We start from the raw sequence: 12,131 nt of genomic DNA on the forward strand, positions 1-12,131 counted from the left end.
GTTCCCCCTCAGAGTACATGAGCATGTAGGGAAGACAATTCTTCCCACTTACTCACTGCTTGATAAACCCTTTGTAATGGCGTTTTACCAGTTGGCTTTCTAGCTGCTTCATTGTTTCTAAAGCAACGCCGACAACGATTAACATACTCGTTCCACCGATCTGTGCAGATGGAGGAAGATTTCCCAATTTCGTAAAGATAACTGGTAAGATTGCAATCGCTGCTAGGAAAATTGATCCTACAAAGGTCAAACGATACAAGATTTTTGTTAGATATTGTTCCGTATTCTTACCCGGACGAATACCTGGAACATATCCACCTTGCTTGTTTAGATTCTCTGACATTTGCTCTGGATTAACCTGAACAAATGCATAGAAATATGTGAAGGCTACAATGAGCGCAACATATATGATCATTCCCACTGGGTGAGAATAGTTAAAGTTTGCAATAATCCACTGCGATACATCATGTTTCGGGAAGAACTGTGCAATAGTCGGAGGCGTAATTAAGAATGAAACAGCAAAAATTACTGGAATAACACCAGCACTATTTACCTTAAGCGGTAAATGTGTGTTTTGTGCTCCAGCATAACCACCATTTCCTCCTGTTACACGCTTCGCATATTGAATTGGGATCTTTCTAACAGCCTGTTGAATGAAAATAACACCCACAATAACTGCTAGCACAGCTAGTAAAATCAATGCAACTTTAACGATACTCATGAACAATTGATCTCCGATATTTTGAAACTGTTGCTGATACACTTGAGATATAACACTTGGGATCGCCGCGGCAATACCGCCAAAGATAAGGATGGAAATACCATTACCTACACCTTTAGCTGTAATCTGTTCACCTAACCACATTAAAAATGCAGTACCAGCAGTCAGTACCGTAGCAATGTATAAATAAGTGCTCCAACCTGGATTCAAAATTAATTGTCCACCTACCATACCGTTAAAACCGATTGACATACCAAACCCCTGAATAAACGCAAGAACAATTGTAAAGTAACGCGTGAATTGCGTTAATTTACGACGGCCCATTTCACCTTGCTTCGACCATTCCGAAAATTTAGGAACAACATCCATCTGCAATAATTGCACGATGATGGATGCTGTAATATACGGCATGATTCCCATCGCAAAGATGGAGAAGTTTTTCAAGGCTCCACCGCCAAATGTATTTAGAATACCTAAAGCATTTAATTGATCTTGTGCCTTCAGTACGTCTCCATTTGTAAATGGCACGGGGATAAACGTGCCAATCCTGAATACGATTAACATCGCTAAAGTGAATAATATTTTACGTCTTATCTCAGCAACGCGCATAAAGTTGGAGATTGTACGAAACATTAGATCACCTCAACTGATCCGCCAGCTGCTTCAATTGCTTCTTTAGCACTTGAAGAGAACTTGTGCGCTTTAACAGTTAGTTTTTTCTCTACTGCTCCGCTTGCAAGAACTTTAACACCGTCGTTTAACTTGCTGATAACGCCAGTTTCCAGCAATAATTCAGGTGTTACTTCTGTACCATCTTCAAAACGATTTAACGTTGATAAGTTTACAATAGCAAACTCTTTACGGTTAATGTTTGTGAAGCCGCGTTTTGGTAAACGACGGAATAATGGAGTTTGACCACCTTCGAAGCCAAGACGAACACCGCCGCCAGAACGTGCGTTTTGTCCTTTATGACCTTTACCAGCAGTTTTACCGTTACCAGAACCGATACCACGACCGACACGGTTACGTACTTTACGAGAACCTTCTGCAGGTTTTAATTCATGAAGTTTCATTCCCAGGCACCTCCTTATATTAATGAGTTATCCTTAAGCTTCTTTTACAGTTACAAGGTGAGAAACTTTGTTGATCATACCAAGAATAGCAGGAGTTTCTTCCTTAACTACAGTTGAATTCAACTTTTTAAGACCTAAAGCTTCTACCGTCGCACGTTGATCTTGTGGACGACCAATTACACTACGAGTGAGGGTAATTTCTAACTTTTTCGCCATTTGTTTTCCCTCCTTAACCTAGTAGCTCTTCTACAGATTTACCGCGTAATTTTGCAACATCTTCAGCGCGCTTAAGTTCGCTTAATCCGTTCACAGTAGCGCGAATCATGTTGATTGGTGTGTTAGAACCAAGAGATTTCGAAAGAATATCTTGTACACCAGCTAATTCAAGGACCGCACGAACAGGTCCACCAGCAATAACACCAGTACCCTCAGCAGCAGGTTTTAAGAATACTTCACCAGCGCCAAAATGACCGTTGATTGTGTGTGGAATTGTTGTACCAACTAATGGTACAGCGATTAAGTTTTTCTTAGCGTCTTCGATAGCTTTACGGATTGCGTCTGGTACCTCTTGTGCTTTACCAGTACCGAATCCAACATGACCGTTTTTATCGCCAACTACAACTAGTGCAGCAAAGCGGAAACGACGACCACCCTTAACAACTTTCGCGACACGATTTATCGTAACTACACGTTCTTCAAGTTCTAATTTACTTGGGTCAATGCGATGCATCAATTTTCCCTCCTTTGACCATTAAAATTGTAATCCAGCCTCACGAGCAGCTTCAGCTAGAGCTTTAACACGGCCATGGTATAAGTAACCACCGCGATCAAATACTACTTCTTTAACGCCTTTCTCTACAGCACGCTTAGCAACTGATTCTCCAACTTTCGTAGCAGCTTCAATATTGCTAGTACCGTTAAGAGCAAGGTCTTTATCAAGAGTAGATGCACTTACTAACGTTACACCATTCACATCATCAATAACTTGAGCGTAAATATGTTGGTTAGAACGGAACACGTTTAAACGTGGACGCTCTGCAGTACCAGTAAGTTTAGCACGTACACGTGCATGTCTTTTCTTACGAGTCGCATTTTTATCAGCTTTAGTGATCATTCTTGTCACTCCTTTCTCTCACCTAACGGGTTTACTTAGCAGTTTTACCTTCTTTACGACGAACAACTTCGCCTTCGTAACGAATACCTTTACCTTTGTAAGGCTCAGGAGCACGTACAGCACGGATGTTAGCAGCGAATTCGCCAACACGTTGCTTGTCGATACCTTTAATTACGATCTTAGTTGGTGCAGGTACTTCAACTTCAAGACCTGCTTCCGGAGTCATTTCTACTGGATGAGAATAACCTACGCTTAATACAAGTTTATCACCTTGTTTTTGAGCACGGTAACCAACACCGACTAATTCAAGTCCGCGTGCGAAACCTTCAGTTACACCTTCAACCATGTTTCCGATTAAAGCACGAGTTGTACCGTGTAATGCACGGTGTTCCTTCTGTTCAGATGGACGCTCAACTGTTAATGTATTCTCTTCAATTTTGATAAGCATATCAGCATTGAAAGTACGAGTTAATTCACCTTTAGGGCCTTTTACTGTTATAGTATTGTCTTCTGCAACTGTAATAGTAACACCTGCAGGGATTTCAAGAATCTTTTTACCAATACGAGACATGTGGTCACACCTCCGTTCGTTTTAAATATATATTACCAAACGTATGCTACTACTTCTCCACCAGTTTGTAATTGACGAGCGTCTTTGTCTGTCATTACTCCCTTAGATGTAGAAACAAGAGCGATACCTAATCCGTTAAGTACACGTGGTACTTCGTCAGCTTTAGCGTAAACGCGTAAGCCAGGTTTACTGATACGTTTTAATCCAGTGATTACACGTTCATTGTTTGCACCATATTTCAGGAAAATACGAAGGATACCTTGTTTGTTATCCTCGATGTATTCTACATCACGAATGAAACCTTCACGTTTTAAAAGTTCAGCGATCTCTTTTTTGATTTTAGAAGCAGGAACCTCTAATTTCTCATGACGTACCATGTTCGCATTACGGATGCGAGTAAGCATGTCTGCAATTGGATCTGTCATCACCATGTGTTTTACCTCCTTCCCATTTGTGGGTTTTACCAACTAGCTTTTTTAACACCAGGAATTTGACCTTTATATGCAAGTTCACGGAAACAAATACGGCAAAGTTTAAATTTGCGGTATACAGAATGCGGACGACCGCAGCGTTCGCAACGTGTATACTCTTGTACTTTAAACTTAGGAGTACGCTTTTGTTTCGCTATCATAGATTTTTTAGCCACGTTTTCGCCTCCTCTACTTAGCGTTGGCTTCCATTATTTTTGGAATGGCATACCGAATTGTGTTAAAAGTTCACGAGCTTCTTCATCAGTTTTCGCTGTAGTAACGATTACGATGTCCATACCGCGGACTTTGCTTACTTTATCATAATCAATCTCAGGGAAAATAAGTTGCTCTTTAACACCTAATGTATAGTTTCCACGACCATCGAATGATTTCTTAGAAACACCACGGAAATCACGTACACGTGGTAAAGAAACTGATACTAATTTGTCGAAGAACTCATACATTTGCTCGCCGCGTAAAGTTACTTTCGCACCGATTGGCATACCTTCACGAAGACGGAAACCAGCGATTGATTTTTTAGCACGAGTTACAACAGGTTTTTGACCTGTGATTTGTGTTAATTCTTCTACTGCGTTGTCTAACGCTTTTGAGTTAGATACCGCGTCACCAACACCAGTGTTGATTACGATCTTTTCGATTTTTGGTACCTGCATTACAGATTTATAGTTAAACTTGCTCACTAGAGCAGGAGTAATTTCCTTTTGGAACTTCTCTTTAAGGCGATTCAATGAAGTGACCTCCTTTCTTAAGAAAATTATTTATCTAATAATTCACCAGATTTTTTTGCAATACGAACTTTTTTACCATCTTCTACTTTGAAGCCTACACGAGTAGGTTCACCTGTTTTCGGATCTAAAATCATAACGTTAGAAACGTGAATAGGTGCTTCTTTAGTAATAATTCCACCTTGTGGATTTAATTGAGATGGCTTAGAGTGCTTCTTAACGATATTGACACCCTCAACGATAACACGGTTTTGCTTTGGGAAAGCCACAAGGATAACGCCTTGTTTTCCTTTGTCTTTACCAGTGATTACCTGTACTTTATCACCTTTTTTTACATGCATCTTAATTCTGCACCTCCTTAGCAAGGCAATACCTTAAATTATAGAACTTCTGGAGCTAAAGAAACGATCTTCATGAAGTTGCTATCACGTAATTCACGAGCTACTGGTCCGAAGATACGAGTACCACGTGGGCTCTTATCGTCTTTAATGATAACCGCTGCGTTTTCATCAAATTTGATGTAAGAACCGTCCGGACGACGAGCTCCGCTCTTCGTACGTACCACTACTGCTTTAACAACGTCACCTTTTTTAACAACGCCACCTGGTGTTGCTTGTTTTACCGTAGCAACGATAATGTCACCAATGTTAGCATATTTACGACCAGAGCCGCCTAATACTTTAATTGTTAAAAGTTCACGTGCACCAGAGTTGTCAGCAACTTTCAAACGAGATTCTTGTTGGATCATGTTATGAAACCTCCCTTCGGACTAAAAATTCCGATTCGTCTATTTAGATAATAACCGCTTCTTCAACGATTTCAACTAAACGGAAACGCTTAGTAGCAGAAAGCGGGCGAGTTTCCATGATTTTAACGATATCGCCAAGTTTCGCTTGGTTTTGCTCATCATGGGCTTTGTACTTCTTAGAATACTTAACACGTTTTCCGTACAAGGAATGAGTTTTGTAAGTTTCAACTAAAACTGTAATCGTTTTGTCCATTTTGTCAGACACTACACGACCAGTATAAACTTTGCGTTGGTTACGTTCGCTCACTATGCAAACCTCCCCTCAATTTATCGATTAATTCCGATCTCTCTTTCACGAACTACAGTTTTCATACGAGCAATTGCTTTACGCACTTCACGAATGCGAGTTGGATTCTCTAATTGTCCTGTAGCAAGTTGGAAGCGAAGATTAAACAACTCTTCCTTTAAAGCTTTAACTTTTGTTTCGATTTCGGCAGTGGTTAATTCACGAATATCATTAGTTTTCATTAGATTCACCACCATTTTCTTCACGTTTTACGAATTTACATTTCACAGGTAACTTGTGAGCTGCAAGACGTAATGCTTCGCGTGCTACCTCTTCAGATACACCCGCGATTTCGAACATAATTTTCCCAGGTTTTACTACTGCTACCCAGCCTTCTGGTGCCCCTTTACCGGAACCCATACGTACTTCTAGAGGTTTTGCAGTGTAAGGTTTAGAAGGGAAAATTTTAATCCATACTTTACCGCCACGTTTCATGTAACGAGTCATTGCACGACGAGCAGCTTCGATTTGACGGTTTGTAATCCATGAAGCAGCTTGTGCTTGTAAACCGAATTCACCGAAAGCAATTTCAGTTCCACCTTTAGCACGACCACGCATTTTACCACGATGCTCTCTACGATATTTTACGCGTTTTGGCATTAACATATTATTTTCCTCCTTCCTCAGAAGCTTTCTTTTTTGTAGGAAGGACTTCTCCACGGTAGATCCATACTTTTACGCCTAATTTACCGTATGTTGTATCAGCTTCAACTGCTGCATAGTCAATATCAGCGCGAAGTGTATGAAGTGGAACAGTTCCTTCACTGTAAGATTCTGCACGAGCGATATCAGCTCCGCCAAGACGACCAGAAACCTGTGTTTTAATACCTTTAGCACCTGCACGCATAGCACGTTGAATAACTTGCTTTTGTGCACGACGGAATGATACACGGTTTTCTAATTGACGAGCGATGTTTTCGCCTACTAATTTAGCGTTAAGATCAGCTCTCTTAACTTCTAAAATGTTGATGTGTACACGCTTGCCTGTTAATTGGTTAAGAGCTTTACGAAGTGCTTCAACTTCAGTACCACCTTTACCAATTACCATACCAGGTTTTGCAGTGTGAATTGTAACATTTACACGATTTGCTGCACGTTCGATTTCTACTTTAGCAACAGCAGAATCTTTTAAGCGTACATTAATGTACTCACGGATTTTGATGTCTTCATGTAATAATGTAGCGTAATCTTTCTCAGCGAACCAACGAGATTCCCAGTCACGGATAACGCCGACACGAAGACCAATTGGATTAACCTTTTGACCCATCGATTATCCCTCCTTCTTTTCTGATACCACAACTGTGATGTGGCTTGTGCGTTTGTTAATTTGGCTTGCACGACCCATTGCACGTGGACGGAAACGTTTTAACGTTGGACCTTCGTCAACGAAAACTTTTTCAACAACTAGGTTGTTAATGTCCATCTCATAATTGTGCTCTGCATTTGCGATTGCAGATTTTAAAACTTTTTCTACAACTGGAGAAGCAGTTTTTGGTGTGTGGTTAAGGATAGCAATCGCTTCACCCACTTGCTTACCTCGGATTAAGTCTACTACTAAACGAACTTTACGAGGAGCAATACGAACTGTTCTCGCTACTGCTTTAGCTTGCATTGAAGTGCCTCCTCTCATTATCTTCTAGTTTTCTTATCGTCAGCAAGGTGACCTTTGTACGTACGAGTTGGTGCGAATTCACCTAACTTATGGCCAACCATATCCTCAGTGATGTACACAGGTACGTGTTTACGACCATCATATACAGCGATTGTGTGTCCGATGAACTGAGGGAAGATTGTTGAACGGCGAGACCAAGTTTTAACAACTTGTTTTTGCTCAGATGCAACTAATTTTTCCATTTTGCTCATTAAGTGATCATCGACAAATGGTCCTTTTTTTAAGCTACGAGCCATTTTGGTGCCTCCCTTCGTGATTGGCGTACGGTTCTAGAAATGAACCGTACTACAATCCCATTATTTTTTACGACGACGAACGATGAATTTGTCAGACGCTTTGTTTTTCTTACGAGTCTTGAATCCAAGAGTTGGTTTACCCCATGGAGACATTGGAGACTTACGTCCGATTGGAGAACGTCCTTCACCACCACCGTGTGGGTGATCAACCGGGTTCATTACAGAACCACGAACTGTTGGGCGTTTACCTAACCAGCGAGAGCGACCTGCTTTACCGATTTTGATAAGTTCGTGTTGTTCGTTACCTACTTGACCGATTGAAGCGCGACAAGCAGATAATACAAGACGTACTTCACCAGAAGTTAAACGTACAAGTACGTATTTACCTTCTTTACCAAGTACTTGAGCAGATGTACCAGCAGAACGAACTAATTGTCCGCCACGACCAGGCTTAAGCTCGATGTTATGAACAACAGTACCTACTGGAATGTTGATTAATGGTAATGCGTTACCGATTTTAATGTCAGCTTCTGGGCCAGACATAACTTCCATACCTACTTCTAAAGATTTAGGAGCAAGAATGTAACGTTTTTCACCGTCAACGTAGTTAATTAATGCGATATTCGCAGAGCGGTTTGGATCGTATTCGATCGTAGCAACGCGTCCTGGAATTCCATCTTTGTTACGCTTAAAGTCGATGATACGGTATTGACGCTTATGTCCGCCACCTTGATGACGTACAGTGATTTTACCTTGGTTATTACGACCAGCCTTCTTGCTTAAAGGAGCAAGTAATGACTTTTCGGGTCTATCAGTCGTGATTTCAGCGAAATCATTCGTAGTCATATTACGACGACCGTTAGTAGTTGGATTATACTTTTTGATTCCCATCTCAATTTCCCTCCTTCTTTAGTAAGAATTAAACGCCTTGGAAGATTTCGATTTCTTTGCTGTCAGCAGTTAGCTTAACGATTGCTTTACGACGACGGCTAGTAAAACCAGCGTGACGACCAACGCGTTTTGCTTTCGGCTTGTAGTTCATGATGTTCACTTTTTCTACTTTAACACCAAAGATCGCTTCAAGAGCATCTTTAACTTCTGTTTTATTAGATTTAACGTCCACATCGAACGTGTATTTTTTTTCAGCCATCATTTCCATAGAACGTTCAGTGATAACTGGGCGCTTAATGATATCACGAGGATCTCTCATTATGCAAGCACCTCCTCTACTTTTTCCACTGCCGCTTTTGTCATGATTAGCTTATCATGATGAAGCACGTCTAAAACGTTTACGCCATCAGCAGTGATTACTGTTACTCCAGGGATATTGCGAGCAGATAACTCTACAGATTCGTTTGCATCAGCAGTTACGATAAGAGCTTTCTTCTCAACAGTTAATCCTTTAAGTACTGCTAGCATATCTTTTGTTTTTGGTGCATTTAACACTAGGTCTTCAAGAACTACAATGTTGTTCTCAACTACTTTAGTAGCTAATGCAGATTTGATTGCTAAACGACGAACTTTCTTAGGAAGTTTGTACGCATAGCTTCTTGGTGTAGGTCCGAATACCGTACCACCACCACGCCATTGAGGAGAGCGGATAGACCCTTGACGAGCACGTCCAGTTCCTTTTTGACGCCATGGTTTACGACCACCACCGCGAACTTCAGAGCGAGTTTTTACTTTGTGTGTACCTTGACGTAAAGATGCACGTTGCATCATTACAGCTTCGAAAAGTACAGCTTCATTTGGTTCGATACCGAAAATAGCTTCAGCTAATTCGATTTCACCAACCTGTGAACCAGTTTGGTTATATACAGTAACTTTTGGCATTGGAATTCCTCCTTCCTATTGTGAATTATTTGCTAACCTTCACAGCGCCTTGAACAACTACAAGAGATTTCTTAGCACCTGGAACGTTACCTTTTACTAGTAATAAGTTGCGCTCAGTGTCAACTTGAACGATTTCTAAGTTTTGGATAGTAACTTGGTCTCCACCCATACGTCCAGCAAGTTTTTTGCCTTTGAATACACGGTTCGGAGCAACTGGGCCCATTGAACCTGGACGACGGTGATAGCGAGAACCATGAGACATAGGTCCGCGAGATTGTCCGTGGCGTTTGATAACACCTTGGAAACCTTTACCTTTAGAAATTCCTGTTACATCAACGATTTCACCTGTAGCGAATACGTCAACTTTTACCTCTTGACCAACCTCTAATCCGTCCACGTCTGCATCGCGGATTTCGCGAATGAAGCGCTTAGGAGTTGTAGATGCTTTAGCAGTGTGGCCTTGTTCAGGTTTGTTAGTTAACTTTTCACGTTTATCTTCAAATCCTAACTGGATTGCATTGTAGCCATCAGTTTCAGTTGTTTTCTTTTGAAGAACAACGTTTGGATTAGCAGCGATAACTGTTACTGGGATTAACTCACCGTTCTCAGCAAATACTTGAGTCATACCGATCTTTCTTCCTAAGATTCCTTTGGTCATGAGTTACACCTCCTACATTTTTAAGTTATATAAATTATAGTTTGATTTCGATATCTACACCAGATGGTAAGTCTAAACGCATTAATGAATCTACTGTTTGTGGAGTAGGACTCACGATGTCGATTAGACGTTTGTGCGTGCGCATTTCGAATTGCTCACGAGAATCTTTGTACTTATGAACAGCACGAAGAATTGTGTAAACAGTTTTTTCAGTTGGTAATGGGATCGGACCAGAAACTGTTGCCCCAGAACGCTTAGCTGTTTCTACAATTTTCTCAGCTGACTGATCAAGAATACGGTGATCGTAAGCTTTTAAACGGATACGAATTTTTTCTTTTGCCATTATTTTCCCTCCTTCGTTCGCCTATTTCTAAAATAGACCTTCTCCATGGAAATTTCCCCACACCATGCCATGGCAAAGCGGCCGGGTGTGTCAGCAACCTTCCACTTCATCGCAGTCAAAGACCAACATTGTCTATTATACAATGTTATTCGTCTAGATGCAAGCATCTTTTTGTTTGCATCCGCTTTTCTCTACTTTTGCTATTATACATGGCACTTTAAAGAATTTCAAGTTTTCATCTAACAGAATTCATTTTACAGTTTCTGGATTATCTTTTGTTGTTTTTATATACTATAGAAGAAACTCGTCAAAACAAAAAAAACACTCTCTTCTCCCTTATATAAACGCAAACAAAAAACCTAAGGGAAAATCCCTTAGGTTTTTTTATATCAGTTAAGATTACTCAACGATAGTAGCAACTACACCGTAACCTACTGTACGTCCACCTTCACGAATAGAGAATTTAGTTCCCTCTTCGATAGCGATTGGAGCGATAAGTTCGATAGTCATTTCGATGTTGTCACCAGGCATTACCATTTCAGTACCTTCTGGTAATTGGATGATACCAGTTACGTCAGTTGTACGGAAGTAGAACTGAGGACGGTAGTTAGCGAAGAATGGAGTGTGACGTCCACCTTCTTCTTTAGATAATACGAAAACTTCAGCTTTGAATTTAGCGTGAGCTTTTACAGAACCGCTTTTTGCAAGTACTTGTCCACGTTGGATGTCTTCACGAGCAACCCCACGAAGTAAAGCACCGATGTTGTCTCCAGCTTGAGCTTGGTCAAGAAGTTTACGGAACATCTCTACACCAGTTACAGTTGTAGAAGCATTTTCTTCAGCAAGACCGATGATTTCTACTACGTCACCAACTTTAACGATACCGCGCTCAACACGACCTGTAGCAACTGTACCACGACCTGTGATAGAGAATACGTCCTCTACAGGCATTAAGAATGGTTTGTCAGTTTCACGTTCTGGAGTTGGGATGTAAGCATCAACTTCAGCCATTAATTCAATGATTTTTGCTTCCCAATCAGCTTCTCCTTGAAGAGCTTTAAGAGCAGAACCTTTGATTACAGGAATGTCGTCGCCTGGGAATCCGTATTCAGATAATAGGTCGCGAACTTCCATTTCTACTAATTCTAATAATTCTTCGTCATCTACCATGTCGCATTTGTTTAAGAATACAACGATGTAAGGAACACCTACTTGACGAGAAAGAAGGATGTGCTCACGTGTTTGAGGCATTGGGCCATCAGCAGCAGATACTACTAAGATACCGCCGTCCATTTGAGCAGCACCAGTGATCATGTTTTTAACATAGTCAGCGTGACCTGGGCAGTCAACGTGTGCATAGTGACGAGTTTCAGTTTCGTACTCAACGTGTGCAGTTGAGATTGTGATACCGCGCTCTCTTTCTTCTGGAGCAGCATCGATTTGATCGTATCCGCGTGCTTCAGCACCACCAGCTTTTGCAAGAACTGTAGTGATCGCAGCAGTTAATGTAGTTTTACCATGGTCAACGTGGCCGATTGTACCGATGTTAACATGGGGTTTAGAACGTTCGAATTTAGCTTTAGCCATTCTAAATTCCTCC

General features: G+C 41.0%; 23 protein-coding genes. All 23 read right to left on the reverse strand.

The features are described 5' to 3' along the window. Positions 1-52: 52 nt before the first annotated feature. Positions 53-1,354: a preprotein translocase subunit SecY gene (secY, locus tag CGQ22_RS28530; protein ID WP_000490117.1), complete on the reverse strand. Its 1,302-nt coding sequence runs from the start codon at positions 1,352-1,354 to the stop codon at positions 53-55. Then, positions 1,354-1,794 carry a 50S ribosomal protein L15 gene (rplO, locus tag CGQ22_RS28535; RefSeq protein ID WP_000766081.1) on the reverse strand — a complete coding sequence of 147 codons (441 nt, stop codon included), beginning with the start codon at positions 1,792-1,794 and terminating at the stop codon, positions 1,354-1,356. Before rplO ends, secY begins: the two co-directional genes overlap by 1 nt. A gap of 33 nt (positions 1,795-1,827) precedes the next feature. Continuing rightward, positions 1,828-2,010 carry a 50S ribosomal protein L30 gene (gene rpmD / locus CGQ22_RS28540; protein ID WP_001085234.1) on the reverse strand — a complete coding sequence of 61 codons (183 nt, stop codon included), beginning with the start codon at positions 2,008-2,010 and terminating at the stop codon, positions 1,828-1,830. 13 nt (positions 2,011-2,023) lie between these two features. Next, entirely contained in the window at positions 2,024-2,524 is a 501-nt protein-coding gene (rpsE, locus tag CGQ22_RS28545) for a 30S ribosomal protein S5 (RefSeq protein WP_000554646.1), read from the reverse strand. 21 nt (positions 2,525-2,545) lie between these two features. Next, positions 2,546-2,908, reverse strand: coding sequence for a 50S ribosomal protein L18 (gene rplR / locus CGQ22_RS28550; RefSeq protein ID WP_000628816.1), 363 nt, complete (start codon positions 2,906-2,908; stop codon positions 2,546-2,548). A 31-nt stretch (positions 2,909-2,939) separates the two neighbouring features. Beyond that, a complete protein-coding gene (gene rplF, locus CGQ22_RS28555) occupies positions 2,940-3,479 on the reverse strand; it encodes a 50S ribosomal protein L6 (RefSeq protein WP_089149680.1) in 540 nt (179 codons plus the stop codon). 32 nt (positions 3,480-3,511) lie between these two features. Beyond that, positions 3,512-3,910 (reverse strand): 30S ribosomal protein S8, encoded by a 399-nt coding sequence (gene rpsH, locus CGQ22_RS28560; RefSeq protein WP_000245511.1) that lies wholly within the window; start codon positions 3,908-3,910, stop codon positions 3,512-3,514. 29 nt (positions 3,911-3,939) lie between these two features. Beyond that, positions 3,940-4,125, reverse strand: a complete 186-nt coding sequence (gene rpsN, locus CGQ22_RS28565) for a 30S ribosomal protein S14 (RefSeq protein ID WP_001085700.1) — start codon at positions 4,123-4,125, stop codon at positions 3,940-3,942. Between the two features lie 33 nt (positions 4,126-4,158). Then, positions 4,159-4,698: a 50S ribosomal protein L5 gene (gene rplE, locus CGQ22_RS28570; RefSeq protein ID WP_001080831.1), complete on the reverse strand. Its 540-nt coding sequence runs from the start codon at positions 4,696-4,698 to the stop codon at positions 4,159-4,161. A gap of 26 nt (positions 4,699-4,724) precedes the next feature. Further along, entirely contained in the window at positions 4,725-5,036 is a 312-nt protein-coding gene (gene rplX, locus CGQ22_RS28575; RefSeq protein WP_000558200.1) for a 50S ribosomal protein L24, read from the reverse strand. Positions 5,037-5,074: 38 nt separating this feature from the next. Further along, complete coding sequence (rplN, locus tag CGQ22_RS28580; protein WP_000615912.1) at positions 5,075-5,443, reverse strand: 50S ribosomal protein L14; 369 nt, start codon at positions 5,441-5,443, stop codon at positions 5,075-5,077. Positions 5,444-5,486: 43 nt separating this feature from the next. Next, the gene (gene rpsQ, locus CGQ22_RS28585) at positions 5,487-5,750 is read right to left on the reverse strand and encodes a 30S ribosomal protein S17 (RefSeq protein WP_000004106.1); all 264 of its coding nucleotides are present in this window, start codon (positions 5,748-5,750) and stop codon (positions 5,487-5,489) included. A 20-nt stretch (positions 5,751-5,770) separates the two neighbouring features. Continuing rightward, positions 5,771-5,971, reverse strand: coding sequence for a 50S ribosomal protein L29 (rpmC, locus tag CGQ22_RS28590; RefSeq protein ID WP_000855718.1), 201 nt, complete (start codon positions 5,969-5,971; stop codon positions 5,771-5,773). Then, positions 5,961-6,395: a 50S ribosomal protein L16 gene (rplP, locus tag CGQ22_RS28595; RefSeq protein WP_000928969.1), complete on the reverse strand. Its 435-nt coding sequence runs from the start codon at positions 6,393-6,395 to the stop codon at positions 5,961-5,963. The genes rpmC and rplP overlap by 11 nt, the downstream gene beginning before the upstream one ends. Before the next feature lies 1 nt (position 6,396). Then, the gene (gene rpsC, locus CGQ22_RS28600; RefSeq protein ID WP_000529956.1) at positions 6,397-7,056 is read right to left on the reverse strand and encodes a 30S ribosomal protein S3; all 660 of its coding nucleotides are present in this window, start codon (positions 7,054-7,056) and stop codon (positions 6,397-6,399) included. Between the two features lie 3 nt (positions 7,057-7,059). Continuing rightward, complete coding sequence (rplV, locus tag CGQ22_RS28605; RefSeq protein ID WP_001148024.1) at positions 7,060-7,401, reverse strand: 50S ribosomal protein L22; 342 nt, start codon at positions 7,399-7,401, stop codon at positions 7,060-7,062. Positions 7,402-7,418: 17 nt separating this feature from the next. Continuing rightward, the gene (gene rpsS / locus CGQ22_RS28610) at positions 7,419-7,697 is read right to left on the reverse strand and encodes a 30S ribosomal protein S19 (RefSeq protein ID WP_000124454.1); all 279 of its coding nucleotides are present in this window, start codon (positions 7,695-7,697) and stop codon (positions 7,419-7,421) included. Positions 7,698-7,757: 60 nt separating this feature from the next. Then, positions 7,758-8,588 carry a 50S ribosomal protein L2 gene (rplB, locus tag CGQ22_RS28615; protein WP_000511583.1) on the reverse strand — a complete coding sequence of 277 codons (831 nt, stop codon included), beginning with the start codon at positions 8,586-8,588 and terminating at the stop codon, positions 7,758-7,760. A gap of 28 nt (positions 8,589-8,616) precedes the next feature. Further along, a complete protein-coding gene (rplW, locus tag CGQ22_RS28620) occupies positions 8,617-8,907 on the reverse strand; it encodes a 50S ribosomal protein L23 (RefSeq protein ID WP_001205558.1) in 291 nt (96 codons plus the stop codon). Then, positions 8,907-9,530, reverse strand: coding sequence for a 50S ribosomal protein L4 (gene rplD, locus CGQ22_RS28625; RefSeq protein ID WP_001127258.1), 624 nt, complete (start codon positions 9,528-9,530; stop codon positions 8,907-8,909). The genes rplW and rplD overlap by 1 nt, the downstream gene beginning before the upstream one ends. Before the next feature lie 25 nt (positions 9,531-9,555). Then, on the reverse strand, positions 9,556-10,188 hold the full coding sequence (gene rplC, locus CGQ22_RS28630) for a 50S ribosomal protein L3 (protein WP_000160207.1): 633 nt from the start codon (positions 10,186-10,188) through the stop codon (positions 9,556-9,558). 34 nt (positions 10,189-10,222) lie between these two features. Further along, positions 10,223-10,531 (reverse strand): 30S ribosomal protein S10, encoded by a 309-nt coding sequence (rpsJ, locus tag CGQ22_RS28635; RefSeq protein ID WP_001040596.1) that lies wholly within the window; start codon positions 10,529-10,531, stop codon positions 10,223-10,225. Between the two features lie 399 nt (positions 10,532-10,930). After that, complete coding sequence (tuf, locus tag CGQ22_RS28645; RefSeq protein WP_001029614.1) at positions 10,931-12,118, reverse strand: elongation factor Tu; 1,188 nt, start codon at positions 12,116-12,118, stop codon at positions 10,931-10,933. Between the last annotated feature and the right edge of the window lie 13 nt (positions 12,119-12,131).

Source organism: Bacillus sp. M13(2017), assembly GCF_002218325.1.
Taxonomy (GTDB): domain Bacteria; phylum Bacillota; class Bacilli; order Bacillales; family Bacillaceae_G; genus Bacillus_A; species Bacillus_A thuringiensis_K.